Annotated in this window: 24 protein-coding genes and 1 tRNA gene; 14 read left to right on the plus strand and 11 right to left on the minus strand. The window is 48.0% G+C overall.

The features are described from left to right. The 4 genes from KDD36_05170 to KDD36_05185 all read left to right on the plus strand — a co-directional run. A partial coding sequence (locus KDD36_05170; protein ID MCB0396019.1) for a T9SS C-terminal target domain-containing protein occupies window positions 1–2189 on the plus strand: 2189 nt, incomplete at its 5' end. 96 nt (window positions 2190–2285) lie between these two features. Beyond that, a complete protein-coding gene (locus tag KDD36_05175; GenBank protein MCB0396020.1) occupies window positions 2286–3362 on the plus strand; it encodes a PorV/PorQ family protein in 1077 nt (358 codons plus the stop codon). A 98-nt stretch (window positions 3363–3460) separates the two neighbouring features. Next, the gene (greA, locus tag KDD36_05180) at window positions 3461–3934 is read left to right on the plus strand and encodes a transcription elongation factor GreA (protein MCB0396021.1); all 474 of its coding nucleotides are present in this window, start codon (window positions 3461–3463) and stop codon (window positions 3932–3934) included. A gap of 5 nt (window positions 3935–3939) precedes the next feature. Further along, window positions 3940–4350, plus strand: coding sequence for an HIT family protein (locus KDD36_05185; GenBank protein MCB0396022.1), 411 nt, complete (start codon window positions 3940–3942; stop codon window positions 4348–4350). Here the strand turns inward: KDD36_05185 and ruvC are convergent. Beyond that, window positions 4336–4923, minus strand: a complete 588-nt coding sequence (gene ruvC, locus KDD36_05190) for a crossover junction endodeoxyribonuclease RuvC (protein ID MCB0396023.1) — start codon at window positions 4921–4923, stop codon at window positions 4336–4338. The two genes, KDD36_05185 and ruvC, sit on opposite strands and share 15 nt — an antisense overlap. A 45-nt stretch (window positions 4924–4968) precedes the next feature. Here ruvC and KDD36_05195 point away from each other — a divergent pair, with 45 nt between their 5' ends. From KDD36_05195 to KDD36_05205, 3 genes are all read left to right on the plus strand, one after another. Further along, a complete protein-coding gene (locus tag KDD36_05195; protein MCB0396024.1) occupies window positions 4969–5952 on the plus strand; it encodes a flippase-like domain-containing protein in 984 nt (327 codons plus the stop codon). Continuing rightward, window positions 5949–7094, plus strand: coding sequence for a glycosyltransferase (locus KDD36_05200; GenBank protein MCB0396025.1), 1146 nt, complete (start codon window positions 5949–5951; stop codon window positions 7092–7094). Before KDD36_05195 ends, KDD36_05200 begins: the two co-directional genes overlap by 4 nt. 70 nt (window positions 7095–7164) lie before the next feature. Further along, entirely contained in the window at window positions 7165–8349 is a 1185-nt protein-coding gene (locus tag KDD36_05205; GenBank protein ID MCB0396026.1) for an ABC transporter permease, read from the plus strand. 13 nt (window positions 8350–8362) lie between these two features. Here KDD36_05205 and KDD36_05210 read toward each other — a convergent pair whose 3' ends face one another. From KDD36_05210 to KDD36_05220, 3 genes are all read right to left on the minus strand, one after another. Further along, a complete protein-coding gene (locus tag KDD36_05210) occupies window positions 8363–8725 on the minus strand; it encodes a DUF3127 domain-containing protein (protein ID MCB0396027.1) in 363 nt (120 codons plus the stop codon). 3 nt (window positions 8726–8728) lie between these two features. Further along, window positions 8729–9709 carry a flavin reductase family protein gene (locus tag KDD36_05215; GenBank protein MCB0396028.1) on the minus strand — a complete coding sequence of 327 codons (981 nt, stop codon included), beginning with the start codon at window positions 9707–9709 and terminating at the stop codon, window positions 8729–8731. Between the two features lie 207 nt (window positions 9710–9916). Further along, window positions 9917–9998 (minus strand) — tRNA-Leu (locus KDD36_05220). A gap of 269 nt (window positions 9999–10267) precedes the next feature. On the opposite strand from KDD36_05220, the gene KDD36_05225 reads away from it, so the two are divergent. From KDD36_05225 to clpX, 6 genes are all read left to right on the plus strand, one after another. Beyond that, complete coding sequence (locus KDD36_05225; GenBank protein ID MCB0396029.1) at window positions 10268–10462, plus strand: type II toxin-antitoxin system HicA family toxin; 195 nt, start codon at window positions 10268–10270, stop codon at window positions 10460–10462. After that, on the plus strand, window positions 10462–10857 hold the full coding sequence (locus tag KDD36_05230) for an XRE family transcriptional regulator (GenBank protein MCB0396030.1): 396 nt from the start codon (window positions 10462–10464) through the stop codon (window positions 10855–10857). Before KDD36_05225 ends, KDD36_05230 begins: the two co-directional genes overlap by 1 nt. Before the next feature lie 362 nt (window positions 10858–11219). Continuing rightward, window positions 11220–12197: a YitT family protein gene (locus tag KDD36_05235; GenBank protein ID MCB0396031.1), complete on the plus strand. Its 978-nt coding sequence runs from the start codon at window positions 11220–11222 to the stop codon at window positions 12195–12197. Between the two features lie 118 nt (window positions 12198–12315). Next, window positions 12316–13719 carry a trigger factor gene (gene tig / locus KDD36_05240; GenBank protein ID MCB0396032.1) on the plus strand — a complete coding sequence of 468 codons (1404 nt, stop codon included), beginning with the start codon at window positions 12316–12318 and terminating at the stop codon, window positions 13717–13719. Between the two features lie 4 nt (window positions 13720–13723). Next, window positions 13724–14407, plus strand: coding sequence for an ATP-dependent Clp endopeptidase proteolytic subunit ClpP (clpP, locus tag KDD36_05245; GenBank protein MCB0396033.1), 684 nt, complete (start codon window positions 13724–13726; stop codon window positions 14405–14407). Window positions 14408–14423: 16 nt separating this feature from the next. Next, window positions 14424–15653, plus strand: a complete 1230-nt coding sequence (gene clpX, locus KDD36_05250) for an ATP-dependent Clp protease ATP-binding subunit ClpX (protein ID MCB0396034.1) — start codon at window positions 14424–14426, stop codon at window positions 15651–15653. 10 nt (window positions 15654–15663) lie between these two features. Here clpX and KDD36_05255 read toward each other — a convergent pair whose 3' ends face one another. From KDD36_05255 to KDD36_05285, 7 genes are all read right to left on the minus strand, one after another. Beyond that, a complete protein-coding gene (locus tag KDD36_05255; GenBank protein MCB0396035.1) occupies window positions 15664–15918 on the minus strand; it encodes a type II toxin-antitoxin system RelE/ParE family toxin in 255 nt (84 codons plus the stop codon). Beyond that, the gene (locus KDD36_05260; protein ID MCB0396036.1) at window positions 15919–16131 is read right to left on the minus strand and encodes a hypothetical protein; all 213 of its coding nucleotides are present in this window, start codon (window positions 16129–16131) and stop codon (window positions 15919–15921) included. 131 nt (window positions 16132–16262) lie between these two features. After that, window positions 16263–16748 carry a dihydrofolate reductase gene (locus KDD36_05265; GenBank protein MCB0396037.1) on the minus strand — a complete coding sequence of 162 codons (486 nt, stop codon included), beginning with the start codon at window positions 16746–16748 and terminating at the stop codon, window positions 16263–16265. Window positions 16749–16762: 14 nt separating this feature from the next. Then, window positions 16763–17557 carry a thymidylate synthase gene (locus KDD36_05270; protein MCB0396038.1) on the minus strand — a complete coding sequence of 265 codons (795 nt, stop codon included), beginning with the start codon at window positions 17555–17557 and terminating at the stop codon, window positions 16763–16765. Beyond that, a complete protein-coding gene (locus KDD36_05275; GenBank protein ID MCB0396039.1) occupies window positions 17554–18150 on the minus strand; it encodes a bifunctional nuclease family protein in 597 nt (198 codons plus the stop codon). The genes KDD36_05270 and KDD36_05275 overlap by 4 nt, the downstream gene beginning before the upstream one ends. 39 nt (window positions 18151–18189) lie before the next feature. Then, window positions 18190–19137, minus strand: a complete 948-nt coding sequence (locus tag KDD36_05280) for an electron transfer flavoprotein subunit alpha/FixB family protein (protein ID MCB0396040.1) — start codon at window positions 19135–19137, stop codon at window positions 18190–18192. A 3-nt stretch (window positions 19138–19140) separates the two neighbouring features. Next, window positions 19141–19884: an electron transfer flavoprotein subunit beta/FixA family protein gene (locus KDD36_05285; GenBank protein MCB0396041.1), complete on the minus strand. Its 744-nt coding sequence runs from the start codon at window positions 19882–19884 to the stop codon at window positions 19141–19143. 170 nt (window positions 19885–20054) lie between these two features. On the opposite strand from KDD36_05285, the gene KDD36_05290 reads away from it, so the two are divergent. After that, on the plus strand, window positions 20055–21035 hold the full coding sequence (locus KDD36_05290; GenBank protein ID MCB0396042.1) for a pyruvate dehydrogenase complex E1 component subunit beta: 981 nt from the start codon (window positions 20055–20057) through the stop codon (window positions 21033–21035). The last annotated feature ends 110 nt before the right edge of the window (window positions 21036–21145 follow it).

A 21145-nucleotide genomic window follows, 5' to 3' on the forward strand; every position in this document is an offset into this window, starting at 1 on the left:
GGTCCGCTACCAATAAGTATGATACCACCTTCAACTTTGAAGGATATCAGATTTATCAGGTTAAGAATGCGACGGTGACAGCTGCCGATATTTTCAACCCGGATCTGGCACGACTGGCTTTCCAGTGTGACGTGAAGAATGGTGTGAAACAGTTGGTCAATTATGAGTTTGATCAGGCCATCGGAGGGAACGTGCCAACAGAAATGGTAAATGGAAGTGATGAAGGTATTGTTCACTCTTTCGTTGTGACCAAAGACCTTTTTGCCAGTGGCGATGACCGCCTGGTAAACCATAAACCCTACTATTTCCTGGCTATTTCCTACGGATATAACATGTTTAAGAAGTATGACCAGCAGGATCCATATCAGTTGGACGGTCAAAAGAAACCTTATAAGGCCGGAAGAAGAAATATAAGGACTTATACGGGTATTCCGCACATCGCTTCGCCTGAAGCGGGAGGAACGTCTAATCCGGCGGACTACGGCGATGGCGTTCAGATCACACGGATGATCGGTCAGGGAAATGGTGGCCGCGTATTGGCAATTTCACAGGAAACAGAAGATTCTATCTTCGCCAGTCCTAAAAGCAGGGCTTATCGTGTCAAGTATCAGAACGGTGCCGGCCCGGTTGATATTAAGATCATAGATCCGCTAAATGTACCTGCAGGTGACTTCACCATGTACTTCACCGGAGGAAGCAATTCGGTAACCGGCATCATGGATAAAACCACCAAATGGTATATCATCAATGATGCCAGTCCTTCAGATACCGTATGGTCTGATAAGAACATTTCGATAGCCAACGAACAGATACTTTCCGGTAAGTTCGGAAAGAATAAAGACGGTGGTTCCTATAACTGGGGGATGTCTGTCAGCCTTAAACAGGTTGAAGACCCCGGAAAGAACAAGGATGCAGGTCTTCTGGAAAGTTCCATCCTTACCAGCGGTGAATCATGGTTGCGGTTTGTCGCCGATGCCGACGGAGGTAGCATTTACAACTGGATCAGGTCCGGTACCATCAACAATAGTGATACCCTTACCGACGATTTCCTCGGAGTGGATGACGGGGAAGATTTTGAGACTGTGCTGGAAGGTACATGGGCACCCTATCGTCTTGCATCCCATTTGTGGGAATACGGTCCGGCCTGGAAGAATTTCCATGCACAGGTGAAGATGAGCCAACTCGCCAGTGTGGATGTGGTGTTTACCAGCGATAAATCCAAATGGACCCGATGTCCGGTGATCGAACTCGGACCTAACTCATCCCTTAATGAAGGGGGCACAAGTAAATTCTCGCTCCGCTCAGGTGCGTCGGTTGATAAGAACGGAAATCCTGATGGTACCGGAACCGGAATGGGATGGTTTCCCGGATATGCGATCAACATTGAAACCGGAGAACGTCTGAATGTTATGTTCGGGGAGAACTCCTGGCTGTCCGGACACAATGGTCGGGATATGATATTCAATCCCACGAGCATTGCTAGTGTACCACCCTTGCAGACGCCTGTTCTTGGAGGAATGCATTACCTGTATATCTTCGGTCATAATGGCAATACAGCAACCGATATGCCCGCATACGATAATGGTGCCTTTGCTTATAACAAGCTGTCGACCAACAACAGCATCGACAGACGAAATGTATTTAAGGATTGCATGTGGACGGCTATTCCTATGATGGCTCCAGGCTCTGCTTGGTTGAATGGCGATATCAGAATTCAGCTCAGGATTCGGAAACCTTATGTGAGGGATTTTGCCATCGTCGGAGAAACTACGGACACTCTGTACAACACCATGAGTCCTCAGGCGCCGGTGTATAAATTCAGTACCTATGATGTACAAACGGTAACGGGTGACCTGGAAACAGCCAAGGATGCCATGGAATTGGTAAACGTGGTACCCAACCCATACTATGCGTATTCCGCCTACGAAGCCAATCAGATCGATACACGCATTAAGATCACAAACCTTCCTGAGAAATGCACCGTGTCGATCTACACGATCAGCGGTACGATGATCCGCAAGTTCAAAAAAGATGAACCTGCGACTTCTCTGGAATGGGATCTTAAGAACTCAGCTGGTATTCCTGTGGCAAGTGGTATTTATCTGATTCACGTGGATGCGGGAGATGCCGGTGAAAAAGTATTGAAATGGTTTGGTGTCATGAGACCTATCGACCTTGACACTTTTTAATGGATTGTGTTTGAAAACGATGAAACCCTATGCATCATTTCCGGTTTCTCGTGGCTGTTAGTTAGTTAAAATGAATTTCAAGTGAAAGCAAATAACATGAGAAAGAAGGTTCTAATCATCACTGCTGTTGCTCTGACAACAAGCCTGGTAAGCCAACAGGTACAGGCAGGTAATGAGGATCGCGCCGGCCAGGCCGGTGCCACAGAATTGCTGATCAACCCTTTTGCCAGAAGCTCTGGCTGGGCAGGGGCGAATTCGGCTTCCGTGCGTGGCCTTGAGGCTTCATTCCTTAACATAGCAGGATCTGCTTTTACCAAACGTACGGAGGTATTGTTTGCAAGGTCTGCGTGGTTTGCAGATGCGGACATTTACATCAATACATTTGGATTTACCCAGAAGGTAGGCGCTTCAGGTGTTCTCGGACTTACCATCATGTCCATGGACTTCGGTGACATCATGATCACCACCACAGACTTGCCTGAAGGTGGATTGGGAACTTTCTCTCCCCAATACCTCAATATCGGTTTGTCTTATGCCAGGGCGTTTTCAAATAGTATCTTCGGTGGCGTAAGTATCCGCACCGTTTCCGAGGCCATCTCCGATGTGAAAGCACAAGGTGTTGCCATTGATGCCGGAATCCAATACGTTACGGGAAATGCAGAACACCCGGAGCGTACCAAGTTCGGCATATCCATCCGCAACGTAGGCCCGCCTATGCAGTTCTCTGGTGATGGAATCTCTTTCCGTACGGATGCGCCTTCCGGAAGTGGTTATGATATGCGTGTTGAGCAGCGTACATCCACTTTTGAATTGCCATCACTGCTGAATATCGGTCTGTCATATGACATCGTAAGTACGGGCATCGACAGCACCAAGTCACATCGTTTGACATTCGCAGGTACCTATACTTCCAATTCCTTCTCGAAAGATGAAGTGAAAGGCGGATTGGAATATGGCTATAAAAAATACCTCATGCTACGCGCCGGTTATCATTATGAAAAAGGAATGTTGACTGAGGATGACAAAACAACCTGGTGGGCCGGTCCTACCGCTGGTGTTACCGTGGAAATACCTATGGGTTCCAAAGGCACCACCTTCGGCGTTGATTACTCTTACCGCGCCCGCGACCCGTTTGCCGGGGTACACACATTCGGTGCAAGAATAAACATGTGATTTTTTTTCGCCAGCCGAAAAAAATTCCCAACTTTACAGTTGAGAGAAGAGTCCCGCCCATGCGGGATTCTTCTTTTTTGTAACCACACCAAACAATTATGTCAAAGACCCAATATTTTACCCAGGAAGGCTTGAAAAAGCTCCGGGATGAACTGGAACACCTCATGACCCATGAAAGGGCTGAGATATCTAAACAAATTGCAGAAGCCCGTGACAAAGGAGATTTGTCAGAGAATGCAGAATACGATGCGGCAAAGGATGCACAGGGGCTACTTGAAATGAAGATAGCCAAGCTGGAAGAGATTGTAATGAATGCCCGGGTCATCGATGGTTCCAAGCTGGATCATTCCAAGGTGGTGATCTTATCTACCGTTACCATAAAAAACAATGGCAACGGTTCCACTATGAAATACACCCTGGTTTCAGAAGAAGAAGCAGATCTGAAACAAGGTAAGATATCCGTGGATTCTCCCATAGGTAAGGGACTCCTGGGAAAGAAGGTAGGGGAGAAAACATCCATCAAAGTACCTTCCGGTACCATGGAACTTGAAGTGGTGGATATATCCATGTAATCTTTATGCCAAGCATTTTTTCAAAGATCATCGCTAGGGAAATCCCCAGTTTCAGAGTCGCAGAGAACGAAGAATTCATTGCCTTTCTCGATATTCAGCCTTTGGCACCCGGACATACATTGGTGGTGCCAAAGATGGAGGTGGATTACATTTTCGACCTGCCTCATGAGGTCTATGAACGCTACTGGATATTTGCCCGGAAGGTGGCTTCAGCCATTGAATCGGTGGAAACATGCAAGCGCATCGGTATAGCCGTCATCGGCCTTGAGGTACCGCATGCGCATATCCACCTGGTACCCATCAACTACGTGGGAGATATCAACTTCTCCAAACCTAAAATGGAAATACCCTCTGAAGAGCAACAGCAGCGGGCGGAGCGGATCAGAGCTGTCTTTGAGAAGTTACCCGTTTCTTAGCCGATCCGGATTTTTTTTGAGAAAACCAGCCCATCCGGAACTGCTTTTGGCCGCGGCTCCCGAGGGGTTATCGCCCTGAAAGTGGTGACATAGCGCCGCCGCCAGACCATCCGTAGCATCCAGGTTATCTGGAAGGGACTTTAAGCTGAAGATAGACTTCAGCATGGCAGCAACCTGTTCCTTCGAGGCGTTGCCGTTACCTGTAATGGATTGCTTGATCTTCTTCGGACTGTATTCGAAAATCGGAACGGATTGATACAGGCATGCCGCCATGGCCACCCCCTGCGCACGTCCCAGCTTTAACATTGATTGCACGTTCTTCCCAAAGAACGGCGCTTCAATCGCCAGCTCATCGGGATGATGCGTGCGTATCAATTCAAGGGTGAATTCAAAGATGGTCTTTAGCCGGTCGGGATGACTTTTTTTTGGAGAAAGATGCAATGCATCCATGATCAGAAGGTGTGGCTGAACCCCCTTGATATGGATGATGCCATAGCCCATCACATTGGTTCCGGGGTCTATGCCCAGGATGATCCGGTCCTTAGCTGCCTTTTTTATCGCATGGTTTGACATCCCGTCGTCCTAATTTTCCTTAATTTCCAGCCATAAAACTTGCCCATGCGAAGAAAGCAACTTCGAAAGGCGGCTGCCTGGTTGATAAAGATAGCAATTGTTTGTCTGGCCTTCTATTACATTTACCGGCAGGTTTTCCTGAAACATGACCTGGATGAGCTTACCCAGGCTGCGGAACATTCCGTGGGCAAACATGAATGGCCTTATCTGATCACGGTACTGTTAATGATGTTACTGAACTGGGGTATTGAGGCTGTTAAGTGGAGGTATCTGGTAAAGAAGGTAGAGACGATCTCCTTCAAAAGGGCAGTGTCAGCAATCTTTTCGGGCGTGACGGTCAGTGTTTTTACACCCAACAAAATAGGTGAATATGGGGGAAGGGTGTTTCATCTGAAATCCGAACACCGCCTGGATGCCGTAGTCATCACCCTCATCGGGAGTATGATGCAACTGATGGTCACCCTCCTTGCAGGAGTGATCTCATCCGTGTTTTTTTACACCTGTTATTTTGATTCCGACGATTACCTCCAGGATTATTTTTTCTATGCGGCGTTGTTCGTGACGGTCGCCCTGATTGGCCTGATGGCGGTTGCATTTTTCAGACGAATGCTTCTAAAACGTGCAGCCCACCGTATTGGGCTGATGAACTGGGCCCGAAAGTATCTCCGAGCCTTAACGTACTATGAAGGCAGGGAGTTGCTCCGGGTACTGCTGTATTCGGTATCCCGGTACTTTGTGTTCTCGGGTCAGCTATACCTGCTCCTGATCACCTTTGATGTACATATTTCTGTGACACAGGCTTTGATCTTGTTGCCCATGATGTTTTTCATGATAACGGTCATTCCCAAGCCGATCGCTTTTGCGGAACTGGGCGTTCGTGCTTCCACGGCCATCTACTTTATATCCTATGTTTCCCCCAATCAATTGGGGGTACTGCTCGCCATGTTCTTTCTCTGGATCATCAACCTGGCCATACCCGCATTGCTGGGCAGCATTTTTATACTGCGCATGAAAATCATATCCAGATGACGGAATTTCTTCTATCGTGCGTTGTGTTGCTCGTTAATCTTTACGGAGTGTATTTAGCCTGGATATGGTTCGGATGGCGAAAAGTGAAGGAACCGGATGTACATCGCAATACCAAATTTGAAGTAATGGTCACGGTGGTGGTAGCCGCACGTAATGAAGCCGGAAATCTGCCCCGATGTATAAACTCCCTGCTGAAACAGGAGTATCCTTCCGCATTGTTGGAGTGTATTATTGTTGATGATCATTCCGATGATGAAACGTTACGGGTTGCAAATGAGAAGATCGCGGGACATGATGGTTTCAAAGTGATGATGCTGGACAATGATGGTCAGGGGAAGAAGGCAGCACTACAAATGGGCATATCACACGCTTCCGGTCAGCTCATCGTTACGACCGATGCAGATTGCACGCATCCGGCCAGATGGATTCAGATGATGGTGACTACCTATCTTTCTGAAAAGGCAAAGATGGTATTGGGGCCGGTGGCATTAACAGGCAAAGGTTTTTTCCGTCAGTGGCAGGCACTGGAGATGAGGGCGTTGATGGGTCTGACCGGCGGGGCCGTTGGTTGGGGAAAACCTACCATGGCAAACGGAGCGAACCTGGCTTTTGAAAAGGAAGCTTTTTTTGAAGTGGGAGGTTATGAAGGTAACACACAGAAAGCTTCCGGAGATGATGTTTTCCTGCTGCATAAAATGATGACGAACTATCCCGACAGCATTGCGTTTGCCAAGCATACGGAGGCCGTCGTGTCAACACCCGCCTTGGGTAATCCCGGCTTGTTTATGGATCAGCGGGTGCGATGGGCATCCAAAATGCTCGGAGGGTATAAAAGCCTTCACATCCAGTTCGCAGGTGCCCTGGTCTATTTTCTGCATCTTTTCATGCTCATTTGCGTAATACTCTCGATAACCGCTTCGGATTATATGTTCTGGTTCCGACGGGTTTTCGTATTGAAGTTTCTGATTGATATGATGTTTTTATATTTGGTAGACGTCCAGCAAAACCAGGCAATGGAGTTCAGAAGAGGATTTCCGTTAAAAGTATTATTGGGCGAACTGTTGAATCTGCTGTATATTCCTGTATCCGGGCTTCTGGTGTTGAAAGGAAGCTACCGGTGGAAAGGAAGGAAGGTCCGGTAATCAGGCTTACGCTTTGGCAAAGAATAAAAATAAATCAAAAGAATCCCTTACCCTTCAGGTTTGGCGCAGGATGCGGAAGAACCGGATCGGTATGTTCGGACTGGGTATCATATGTCTGGCTGTTTCTGTTGCCATCCTTGGTTATCTGATCATGCCTGACTCCACACCTATGGCGAATGATCAAAAGCCGGAGCTAACGATCAAGAAGCCTGGTTTTTCCGTGGAAATGCTGCTTGTTACCAAGAATGAACAGATCGAATATTCCAATTTTATCCTAAAACTCATGTTCGGTCAGAAAAGCCGGTATCGGGCCATTCCCATCAGTTCTTACCATTTTGAAGGTGCCAATATTTTTGTAAAAGAATATACAGGTATAGATGATGATGAGGACGTGCCTGAGAAGAAGTATAACCTTGCCGATGTTGTTTACCCGTTGTCTTACGAAAGACCGGATGTAGAGAAGCGGGGAGACCGGCTTTTCTTCATGGGGATAAACGGAAAGATTGAATCCGCTTCGATCGAAGAGCTTCAGGAAGAAGTGAAAGACAATCATCTGATCACGCGCACCTATTGGTTGGGTACGGACCGCTCCGGACGTGACCTTTTAAGTCGTTTGATGGCCGGAACGCGCATTTCTCTTTCCGTTGGATTTATTTCAGTGCTCATCTCCCTCGTCATCGGTCTGGCGATGGGTGCCATTGGTGGTTTCTTCCGTGGCCGGGTGGACAATGTGGTTCAATGGATCATCAATGTGGTGTGGTCGATCCCTACACTTTTGCTGGTGATCGCCATTACCCTTGCATTGGGAAAAGGATTCTGGCAGGTGTTTGTGGCCGTAGGACTTACTATGTGGGTGGAAGTAGCGCGGGTTGTGCGGGGGCAGGTACTCAGCATCCGCGAAAAAGAATTCATTGAGGCCGGAAGGGCGTTGGGTTTTAAAAATGCGCGGTTGATCGCACTACACGTGCTTCCCAATGTGATGGGCCCGGTGATTGTTATATCTGCGGCCAACTTTGCGGCAGCCATCCTCATTGAGGCCGGGCTGAGTTTTCTGGGGGTAGGTGCACCGCCACCGATGCCTTCCTGGGGTAGCATGATCCGTGACCACTATGGATACATTATCGTTGATGCCGCTTACCTTGCCATCCTTCCCGGATTAGCTATCATGACAATGGTCCTGGCCTTTAACCTGGTTGGCAATGCATTGAGGGATGCCCTGGATAGCAAGACCAGCCAGAGCAGTCACCCTATGTAGTCAAAACATCTGATCAGAAAGGAAGATCGTCGGTTTCCGGCGGTGGTGTTTCATCTGCAAAGAAAGTAGACTCTTGCGGTCCGTTCTGACCACCCGCATTTTCCTTTTCAATCTTCCATACATCAAGTGAGTTGAAGTATTTTTTCTCACCCTCCTTGCTGATCCATTCCCGGCCGCGGATATTAAATGACAGCGTGATCTCATCGCCCGGCTGGATAGAATCCAGTAACTCACATTTATCCTGGGTTAGCTGAAAGCTGATATGCTGCGGGTATTGTGTGGATTGTTCTGTAACAACGAAATCTCTTTTTCTGAATGAGTCGCTGATCTGTTTGGCTTCGCTTTTTACCCTGAGGGTTCCTTTGAGTGTATACATGATTTAGTTGTTTTGTGTGAGTAAAATGCACCAGGCCTCCGCTACCTGATTATGGGCCAGCTTGTGGGCGGCAAGGGTGTGCAGGGCTGTGGTAAGGGAAGCCTCATCGCCACCGTGTTGATCAAACAGGCTGGCGACCTCTTCTTGCTGACGACATTGTTGAATAAGTTCGGTAGCTGGCAACTGCTCTACATTACCAAGCTGGCCCAGGTGATTCCCTGTGAGAATGTGGCTGTGACGAATGGTTTCCGGGATGGCGTCAATACCTATGCCCAGTGTGGTAAGCGGTTTCTCCACCTCAAAAAGGGCGGATCCGGAAGCACGGCAATACCAATTACCACCAAGGCGCCCGACCAGATCTATCTTATGTTGATCGATTTTGCCGTTCTCATTCAGAATATCGTTGGCCACATGGATCAGCACCACCTCACAGATGACCAGGTTTCCGGCACCTCCTTCGCTGCCCAGTTCCACGACCTCTTTCACCTTGCATTCCAGCTGTACGGGTGATTCCTTCACGCGGAAAGGTTTCACCTTTTCCGATGGAATGGCCGTGAGTCCTGCTTTATCAAATTCGTTCACCCCTTCCGGATATTCTGTGCTGTACAGCGATGTTTGCTGTACCAGGGCATAATTTACCACGTTGATGACGGTTTCCGGCACCTGCTTTACATTCTCGTAGGTGTGCTTGGTGGTGTTATCACGCCCCCGTCGTGCCGGAGAGAATATGGCGATGGGTGGATTTGCACTGAATACATTAAAAAAACTGAACGGACTCAGGTTAGGTCTTCCGTCCGGGTCGATGGTAGAGGCCAGTGCGATGGGACGTGGACCGATGGCGCCGAGCAGGGTGCCGTGTAACTCCGGTACGGTCACCTGAGTGGGGTCTATGGTTGAAAAATGGGACACTTTTGCTAGTAGATAGTAGTTAGTACATAGTCGTAAGTTCCCGGATATTCGGATGGACTCCGATTCGGGAATCATCCAGCAAAATTAACATTCTTCATGGAAATAGTCGGGTGTAATTGGTTTAGGTTGGTATCGGTGCAATCTCCTTAATCCACCAATATACCAAGATGGTCTGGCGGTATGGAGGGACTTACCGCATTCACTTCGTTACGCGGGATCCCTTTCGATAAGGTATAAAAAGAAAACAGAGACTCTCTTACTAGAGAATCTCTGTTCCTTCAGTGCGCATGGAGGGACTCGAACCCCCACGTCTTTCGACACCAGATCCTAAGTCTGGCGCGGCTACCAATTACGCCACATGCGCAGTAGCACATTTACGTGATTGCAAAGATAGCGCTTTTAGGTGAACTGACATCGCAGAAACAGATGCAGTATGCTGTTCGTCGCTGAAAGATAAAATTGATCCGAAACTTGCCTGCGCAAGAACCTGCATTCCTTTATCCTAACCAACAACTTATTCTTGTCACATTCGCGTTGCTCATCGTTAGATGGCATTTTCAAATGTAAACGGTTTGATAAAAAGTAAATATTTATTTACTTTTAAGCGGGCCACTGATCTCGTTAGGTGACTCCATGAAATGTTCTGAACTGTACCGAATACTCATTCGAGATGGATGGGTTCCTTACGCACAAAAAGGCTCACATGTCAAGATGAAACATGATAAGAAAAACGGGATCATCGTTTTTCCCAATCACGGTAGTTCGGAATTGGGAAAAGGACTGGCCTTGAAAATACTGAAGGATGCAGGTTTAAGGAAAGATATATGATGACTAAGAGAGGTAAAATAACTTTGACCGTGGAAAAAACCGATACCGGGTTTTCTGCATATACAAATTCCTATCCGATCTTTACAACCGGCAAAACGGTGCAGGAGCTTATGCGCAATGCTGTGGAAGCCGTAGCACTCTATTTTGAGGATAAAGCGACTCCGGTAAGGCAAAGCGACCTGAAGTTCGAGATTGACATCCGCCAATTCTTCCAATACTACAAAGTGCTGAATGCAAAGTTCCTTGCCGAAAAAATAGGCATGAACGCTACTCTGCTCTCCCAATATGTACAAGGCCATAAAAAACCATCGGAAAGGCAAACAGAAAAGATACTGGCTGGAATCCATCAGATCGGACTGGAATTGTCACGGATCAATTTGTTTTACAAGGATTAGGAGTGGCGTTGTGTAATTCGTTTTCCGTAGCTTACCAAATTCCACGATATGTTGGGCGAAGGTTGCACCTTCGTCTTTCTATCCTGAGCATCAGCTAAGAATGTATAAGCAATGACGACTACAGGTTGCAAATCAGCACTAGTTGAATATACCTGAATTTTATATCAGTATGATGAGATATACAGCAGTATTATTGTTGTTCGTGCTAATGGGTTGTGGACTAAAAGACAGGTTTGCTCAAGCCGAGAGAGCTTGGCTGCTGAAGGCTTCCCCTGATTGATGGTAGTTAATAGGAGAACGTCAGTTTGTGAATGCTTCTCTTTATATTTACCCCGTTTATAGGCTAATACGGATCTTTCCCAATGAATCCTTTCTGGACCCGGCTGATTATACGTACTACACTTCGATCCAAAGACAAGAAGAAGGGAGTCAGAAAAAAGTATTCCGATTATAGACTTGCCAAAGGATACAGGGAGTTCACCATACTGTTCAGGCGTAATGTCAAGGATTTTCTGTTGGTTACTTCCGGAATCTTCCTGGCCGCATTCGGGTTTAAAGGGTTTCTTCTTACGAACAACTTTATCGATGGTGGCGCCACCGGTGTATCATTGTTGCTGGCTGCCCTCACAGACATACCTCTTCATTATCTTATTATAGGTGTTAATGCGCCATTTATCCTGCTTGGTGCAAAAGTGGTGAATAAAGCATTCGCCTTCAAAACAGCGCTTGCTATTTCGGGATTGGCCATTTGCCTTGCTCTTGTTGAATTTCCTAATGTAACCAATGATAACCTCCTGGTGGCTGTGTTTGGAGGCTTCTTCCTTGGCGCCGGTATCGGATTTGCCATACGAGGTGGTGCAGTGATTGATGGTACCGAGGTACTTGCCATCTTTCTGGGCAGAAAATTCGGGGTGACCATCGGCGATGTAATTATCGTCATCAATGCCCTGATCTTTGCCGCTGCAGCTTATCTCCTCGGCGTGGATATCGCCCTGTATTCCATGATCACATACCTGGCTGCATCTAAAACCCTGGATTTCATCGTCGAAGGAATTGAAGAATATATCGGAGTGACCATAGTTTCCTCACACAGCGAGGATATTCGTCAGATGATCATCCATAAGCTCGGTCGGGGTGTTACAATTTATAGCGGGAAAAGGGGATATGGCAAACGCGGCGATACTTCGGAAGTTGAGATTATTTATACGGTCATTACCCGACTGGAGGTGAACAAACTCAATACAGAGATCGAGAAGATCGAACCTTCTGCTTTTGTTGTGATGCACGGTGTGAAGGACACCAGGGGTGGGATGATCAAGAAGAGGCCGCTGAAACACTAAAGCACGTCCATTCTTTCCCCGGGTTCATCAAATCTCACTTAGCCATATTCACATCTGGCAACCTCGCTACATATTTATTATCTTTGCACCTCATTTTTCCCGTACAGACTAAGAAAACATGCAAATCACAAAAGAAGAAAAAGGGGACCTCGTAGCGATACTGAAGGTTAAAGTAGAGCCGAACGATTATAGCGAGAAGGTGAACAAAGCCATCAAGGATTACCGGAAAAAGGTATCCATGCCGGGCTTTCGTCCGGGGATGGTGCCTCCCGGCCTCATCCGTAAAATGTATGGCAAAAGCATTCTCGTTGAAGAAGTAAACCAGGTTGTTTCCCAATCCCTGAACGACTATATCACCACAGAAAAACTCCAGATACTTGGAAATCCCATGCTGGAGAATGAACAGGAAGACCTGGAATGGGTGGAAGGTAAAGAATATGAATTCTCCTTCGAACTCGGACTTTCTCCGGATGTGAAAGTGGAAATCGGGGCTGGCGATAAAATCAAACATTATAAAGTCACTGCCGACGACGATTTGGTGGGCAAAGAACTGGCAGAGCTCAGAAAACGCTACGGTCAGGTAAAGCCAGCCGATAACATCGCCGAAGAGGATTTTGTGTACGGTACGTTCACCCAACTTGATGATGCCGGTCAGCCGGTTGAAGGAGGTATATCCAATAGCGCCTCGGTGATGATTCACAAAATACCCGATGATGCCACTAAAAAAGCACTTCTTGGAAAATCCAAAGACGATGTGATCAAGGTAGATCCTAAGAAAATGGTTCCGCAGGAGTCAGAAGTGGCACATATGCTGGGAGTGGATGCACAGTATGTGGATGGGTTGCCAACCACATTCTCATTTACCGTTTCCGGCATCAGCCGTGTGGAAGAAGCTGCTATGGACCAGGCGTTTTTCGATAAGCTGTTCGGCGAAGGTGAAGTGAAAGATGAAGCCGGATGTAAACTGAAAATAAAGGAACACCTGGAACAGTCACTCGTTCACGACAGTGAAAACAAACTGCGCAATGACATCGTGGAACACCTGCTGTCCAAGGTGAAAGTTCCCCTGCCTGATGATTTCCTGAAACGCTGGATGATCCAGGCGAGTAAAGATGAGAATGCGGAAGAGGATATTGCTAAGAATTATGACAAGTATGCCAAAGGTCTGAAATGGCAGCTGATCGAAAATAAGATCATCCGCGATAACAGCCTGAAGGTGGAACATGACGAAGCACTGGCTTTCTCAAAGGCGTCCCTGCAACAACAGCTTGCGCAATACGGGCAGACGGGCATTTCGGATGAGGATCTGGAAAAATATGCCCACCAGCTTATGCATAAAGAGGAGGAAGGAAAGAAGATTTACGACCAACTCTATGAACAAAAAGTGTTTGCTACGTTAAGGGAAAAAGTAACGTTGGTGGAAAAGGAGGTTGACTTCACAGAATTTGTTAATTTGGTCCAAAACAAGAAGGAAGAGAAGAACAGCTTTTTTAACTTTGGATTCAAACGAAATAAAAAATAACCACATGAACGAAAGGGACGAGTTCCGGAAATTTGCCATCAAACATATGGGCATCAGCAGCATGACACTTGATAGTTATGCTTCACAACACAGGGCCAATTATATTTCCCCGACCATCATCGAAGAACGCCAGCTGAACATTGCCACCATGGACGTGTTCTCACGGTTGATGATGGATCGTATCATTTTCCTGGGTGTACCCATCAATGATTATGTGGCCAATATTATCCAGGCTCAGCTGCTTTTCCTGGAATCCGTAGACGCCAAAAGGGATATCCAGATCTACCTGAACTCTCCTGGCGGTTCTGTATATGCCGGACTGGGTATCTACGATACCATGCAATACATTGCACCTGATGTAGCTACCATCTGCACGGGTATGGCCGCTTCCATGGCTGCCGTACTGCTTTGTGCCGGTGTGAAAGGAAAACGTACCAGTCTCAGACATGCACGGGTGATGATCCACCAGCCCATGGGTGGCGCGGAAGGACAGGCCTCCGACATCGAGATCACTGCCAAGGAGATCGTCAAATTGAAGAAGGAGCTGTACGAGATCATCGCGGAACATTCCAACCAGGATTATAAGAAGGTTTATAAAGATGGTGATCGTGACTACTGGATGACGGCCGAAGAAGCCAAAGCATACGGCATGATCGATGAAGTGTTGGTGAAGAACCAGCCTAAGTAAAACTAAAACCAGAGAGATGGCGAAAGATCAGACGAAGTGTTCATTTTGTGGCAGAAGCCGTGAGGAAGTGCTCGTTCTGATCTCCGGCATTGAAGGGCACATCTGCGAGCATTGCGTTGAGCAGGCCCGTTCTATCGTCAGCGAGGAGATCCAGGTTCATGGCAGGGAAGATGTCAAAGGGCAATGGAAACTGCTGAAACCTGCGGAGATCAAGGCGCACCTCGATGAATATGTGATCGGTCAGGAAGCTGCCAAACGGGTGTTGTCCGTGGCAGTGTACAATCACTTCAAACGACTTGGCCAGGTGGCCTCGCAGGAGGATGTGGAGATTGAAAAATCAAACATCATCCTGGTGGGGGAGACCGGTACCGGAAAAACACTGCTTGCACGAACCATCGCCCGAATGCTGAAAGTGCCCTTCTGCATTGCTGATGCCACGGTTCTCACCGAGGCCGGTTATGTGGGTGAAGACGTGGAAAGCATCCTCTCAAGATTATTGCAGGCGGCAGACTTCAATGTGGGCGCAGCTGAGCATGGCATTGTGTTTATCGATGAGATCGATAAGATCGCACGCAAGGGAGACAATCCTTCCATTACCCGTGACGTATCCGGGGAAGGTGTGCAACAGGGTTTGCTGAAACTTCTTGAAGGTACCGTCGTGAACGTTCCACCCCAGGGTGGCCGTAAGCATCCCGAGCAAAAGCTGATCTCTGTCAATACCAAGGATATTCTGTTTATATGCGGCGGTGCCTTTGATGGTGTAGAACGCATCATTGCCAATCGCATCCAGACCCAGCGCATCGGTTACGGCAAGTCTGACCGGGGTGCCGAGCGGGATAAGGCCATGATCCAGTATGTGGCCCCGCAGGACCTGAAGTCTTTCGGACTCATCCCCGAACTCATCGGCAGGTTCCCGGTAACCACCCATCTGTTACCGTTGGATAAAGAATCGTTGCGTAAGATTCTCACGGAGCCTAAGAATGCATTGGTCCGTCAATACACCAAACTATTTGAGATGGATGGGGTGAAGCTGACGATCACGGATGAGGCCCTGGACTTTATCGTCGAGAAAGCGGTAGAGTTCAAACTGGGTGCCCGTGGCCTGCGTTCCATCTGCGAAGCCATCATGACGGACATCATGTATGAACTGCCTTCCATGACCGATGCAAAGGAATGGACCCTCACCAGGGAGTATGCCACCGAACGGCTGGATAAAACTCCGTTGAGTAAGCTGAAGGCAGCGTAATCAAGCTCATCTATTCGTAAATATCTTTCCGGTGCCCAAGGTCAATGACGTCGACAATAAGCGTTTTGTCAAAGATGTCATAAATGATCCGGTAGTCTGCCACCCTGATGCGGTAAGCACTTCTTCCTTTAAGTTTCTTGCAACCGCTTGGTCGGGGATTGTCCGCTAAATCGTAGATGGCCGTTTTAATATTCGAGTAATAAGGTTCCTGGATTTTCTCCAGAGATTTGATGGCCCTCTTTCTTAAAGTGACCTTGTAAGGCATTTACTTCTTTTTTGAGCGTTTGGCCTCAATGGCTTTGAATGCCTCGTCTATGGGAACAGATGGTTCACCGCTGGCTTTGGCATCGTCATACAAGCGGATATCTTCTAATTCTTCCAATTCCTGCATAATATGCTGAAACTCTTTCAATGGTAACACAACGGATATCTTCTTGCCGCTCTTGTCAGTAATGTATTGTGGATGTACGTTGCGCATAACTCTTGCTATAGATACAGTATGATTATAAAGATACGGATTCCGGTGAATAGTGTTAGGGTACTTGGGCAACTGAATAGGGTCTTTACGATATTGGAAGAGTTTAACCGAAGACCTGCGCCCACCGTATGTCAACGCCTTTTATACACCACAAAACTGTAATCATAAGGATTTTTCTCATCCGCGGAGCAATCCTCACGTTCGATTTCCTTCCACGTGTTCTTCGTAATCTCAGGAAAATAGCGATCGCCTTGTATGGTATGATGAATGTGGGTGATGTAAAGCTTATCAGCCCTGTCCATGGCATGACTATATAATTCCGCACCACCGATCAGGAAGACCTCCTGCTCATCCGAGCAAAGATCCAGGGCCTCGGCGATGGAAGCGACCACGGTGCATCCGGATGCCTCATAGCCCGTTTGTCTGGTCACAATCACAGAACGACGGTTGGGTAACGGCTTTCCGATAGACTCATAGGTCTTTCTGCCCATAATGATCGTATGGCCCGTGGTGATTTTCTTGAAGTATTTAAGGTCTGCCGGAAGGTGCCAGGGCAGTTGGTTGTCCTGACCGATCACGTTGTTTTCTGCGACGGCGACGATGAAGGATAATTCCATGATGAATGATTTTCTTAAACCGCTACAGGTGCTTTGATGTGCGGATCCGGTTCGTAGCCCTTGAGTTCGAAGTCTTCGAATTTGAAGTCCATCAGGTTCTTTACCTCCGGATTCAGGGTAAGTGTAGGAAGGGGCCTTGGTGTACGCGTGAGTTGCAATCTGGCCTGCTCAAGGTGGTTGCTGTAAAGATGAGCATCGCCGAAAGTATGGATGAATTCATGTGCTTCCAGGCCGGTCACATGGGCGATCATCATCGTGAGCAGGGCATACGATGCGATGTTGAAAGGTACACCCAGAAAAATATCGGCACTGCGTTGATAGAGTTGGCAGGACAACTTTCCGTCGTGCACATAGAATTGAAACAGCACGTGGCATGGCATGAGGGCCATACGTGGAAGGTCGGCGACATTCCATGCACTGATGATGAGGCGACGGGAATCGGGGTTGTTTCTGATCTGTTGAAGCAGGTCTTCCATCTGGTCGATCACCTGACCGTTGGAGCCTTCCCAGGCACGCCATTGCTTACCGTAAACAGGTCCCAGTTCCCCGTTTTCGTTTGCCCATTCGTCCCAGATGGTGACTTTGTTTTCGTGCAGGTAACGAACATTTGTTTCCCCTTTCAGGAACCAGATCAATTCATGGATAATGGAGCGGAGGTGAAGCTTTTTGGTGGTGAGGAGCGGAAACCCCTGGCGCAGGTCAAAGCGCATCTGGTGTCCGAAAATACTGAGCGTACCCGTCCCGGTCCGGTCGGATTTGGTGTTGCCTTCTTTCAGCACCAGTTCCATCAGGTCCAGGTACTGCTTCATCCGGAAGACTTTTTGCGTTCCTTGATCGCGTCGCGAATCAGGGTAGCTTTTTCATACGCTTCCTCCGAGATGGCATCATCCAGCAGTTTCTTCAGTTCCTCAAGGTTGTATTGATGATAGTTGCCATCTTCAGCCTCCAGTTTTCCCACAGCTTCTTCGTCATCGGCTTTTTCATCGGTGCCTTCTTCGAGGATGATGCCTGCGGTGGAGAGAATGAATTCGTATGTATAAATGGGACAGTTAAAGCGTACGGCAACGGCGATGGCATCTGAAGTCCGGGCATCGATCTCAAATTCTTCCTTTCCCTGGCTACAGATCAGTTTTGAGTAGAAAATGCCTTCCACGAGGTTGTAGATAATCACTTCCGTGACGTCCACATCAAAGGTTTCTGCAAAGCTTTTGAAGAGGTCATGGGTGAGTGGCCGGCTGGGCGTCATTTTTTCAAGCTCAATGGCGATGGCCTGGGCTTCGAAACCGCCTATGATGATAGGAAGCCGTCTTTTCCCTTTGTTTTCACCTAACACGAGGGCATAGGCCCCAGACTGCGTCTGACTGTATGACAGCCCGATAATATTAAGCTCTATTTTCTTCATCCCTTTTTTAGGCATCCCCGCTGGATTCAAGTACGCCGGTTAATTGGCGCTCAGTTTTTTTGCAGCATCAATCAGTTTGGGAATCACTTCAAAAGCGTCACCTACGATCCCATAGTCGGCCGCCTTAAAGAAGGGCGCTTCGGGATCCTTGTTGATCACTACGATGCATTTGCTGCCGTTGACACCTGCCAGGTGCTGGATAGCCCCTGAAATGCCAATGGCAATGTATAGGTTCGGGCGGATGGCGATACCGGTTTGTCCCACGTGTTCGTGGTGCGGGCGCCATCCCATGTCGGAGACGGGTCTTGAGCAGGCTGTGGCGGCACCGAGTGTGCCGGCCAGCTCTTCAACGATATTCCAGTTTTCGGGACCTTTGAGTCCGCGACCACCGGATACCACCAATTCAGCCTCGGGCAGATTGATGGTGCCTTCTGATTTTTTCACTTCCACGACCTTGATACGCGGATTGTCGGTAGGAAGTTCCTCAACGGTTGCCTGACCACCTTTTTCCGTTACCGGATAAGAGTTTGGCATCAGACTGATCACTTTCTTATCGCTTGAAATATTGTAGGAGGCGAAAGCTTTACCGGAGAATGCATTGCACTGAACAACAAATCCGGAGGCGGTATCGGGCAAGGATATGGCACCCGGGGCCAGACCGGCTTTAAGGCGTGCTGCGACCATGGGACCCACGGCTTTTCCGTTGGCATCGTGTGAAAATACAAGGATATTGACACCGTTGGCATTGGCCGCTCCCTCAATGGCTTTGGCCATTGAACCGGGGTCGGAAGGGTTTCCGTTCTTCGCCACCAATACCTTGGCAGCGCCGTACTTTCCGAGCCCGGACAACACATCATCGCCGACGGAACCATAGGTTACGGCGATGACATCTCCTGCACCGGGGATGGCAGCCGCATAAGAAAGGGCTTCAAGGGCGGATTTGGCAATTTTACCTTCAGAGGCATCACAAAAAACAAGTACGGCCATTGCTTAGATTACTTTAGCTTCGTTATGTAATAGGTTGATAAGTTCACCGGCATTTTCGGCATCGATCATTTTGCAGGCCGTTTTTTGCGGAGGGGTTGCATATGATTGAACTGTTGCCAGCGGACTGATATCTGCTACCGGAGGGACCACGTTCAGCGGTTTGCTTCTTGCGGCCATAATCCCTCTCATATTCGGAATGCGCGCTTCAGCCATACCTTTGGCGCAGCTGATGACCATAGGTGTTGCACACTCAAGCACCTCCACACCTCCTTTGACATCCCTGGAAATTGTCGCAGAAGTTCCGTTTACATCCAGCTTGGAAGCCAGCGAAACGAAAGGTAGGTCCAGCATAGCGGCGATCATTCCACCCACCATGGAGCCGTTAAAATCAATGGTTTCCTTTCCAAGAAGGATGAGATCAAAGTTTTTGTCTTTGGCATATGCGGCAATCTGTCCGGCCACATAATAACCGTCCTGGTCGTCACCATCTATCCGAACCGCTTCATGGGCACCGATAGCCAGTGCCTTCCTGATGACGGGATCATTTTCTGCCTTGCCTACGTTGATGATGGTTACCTGTCCGCCACCGGCTTCAGTAAGTTCAAGGGCACGTACCAGTGCAAACCACTCATCATACGGGTTAACAATATACTGCACATTATTTCCGTCGAGCCGGGTGTTGTTGTCCACGAACTGAATCTTCGTCGTGGTGTCCGGCGCTTTACTGATGCAAACGAGTATATTCATTGGATTGCTTTGCTAGTCATTTGAAGGAGCGCAAATTTAATGAAATGATCCTTAAAAAAAAAATGAAACAGAACGCATGCGAAAAGGGCATAAGTACCCTCTTTTTATTGGTAGGGAATTGACAGGGAATTTATATTTTTGCGCGGACAACATTTTAATTCCAGCAAAGAATGAGGGAAATTCAATTCAGAGAAGCACTTCGCGAAGCACTGACCGAAGAAATGAGAAGAGACGAGAGCATCTTCCTGATGGGCGAGGAAGTCGCCGAGTACAACGGAGCATATAAAGTGAGTCAGGGCATGCTGGATGAGTTCGGCGCCAAACGGGTGATCGATACCCCAATCTCCGAACTGGGTTTTGCCGGTATAGGAGTGGGTGCCGCGATGAACGGACTACGCCCGGTGATCGAGTTCATGACCTTCAACTTTTCGCTGGTGGCCATCGATCAGGTGATCAACTCGGCTGCGAAGATGATGTCCATGTCCGGTGGTCAGTATAATGTACCCATTGTCTTTCGTGGTCCTACTGCATCAGCCGGAATGTTGAGTTCACAGCATTCTCAGGCATTTGAGAGCTGGTATGCCAACTGTCCCGGACTGAAGGTGATCGTACCTTCCAATCCTGCGGATGCAAAAGGGTTGCTGAAATCCGCTATCCGTGATGATGATCCGGTGATCTTTATGGAATCCGAGCAGATGTATGGTGATAAAGGAGAGGTTCCCGAAGGGGAATACCTGATCCCCATTGGTGTTGCAGAGGTAAAGAAAGAAGGAAAGGATATCACCCTCGTTGGTTTCGGAAAAATCATGAAAGCCGTACATCAGGCAGCTGCTGAACTGGAAAAAATGAATATCAGCGCCGAGGTCATCGACCTGAGGAGTGTTCGCCCGGTAGATTATCCTACGATCATTGAATCGGTGAAGAAAACCAACCGACTGGTTGTTATTGAAGAATCCTGGCCATTGGGCAACATTGCTACAGAAGTGGCCTTTAAAGTGCAGAAAGATGCATTCGATTACCTGGATGCTCCGGTGCTTCGGGTTACGGGAAGGGATGTTCCGCTGCCGTATGCGCCAACCCTGATCGATGCATACCTGCCCAATGCAGAACGCATCATTGAAGCAGCAAAAAGTGTACTTTACGTTGCATAAGCATTAAGACTGAACGGCTTGCATGACCTGCAAGCCGTTTTCTGTTTTTTTAATCACACGAATGTGATATCTTTGCCCGCCTTAATGAGCCGGTTTTCATAACCGGGTAG

This window comes from Flavobacteriales bacterium (assembly GCA_020435415.1).
In the GTDB taxonomy this organism is placed as follows: domain Bacteria; phylum Bacteroidota; class Bacteroidia; order JACJYZ01; family JACJYZ01; genus JACJYZ01.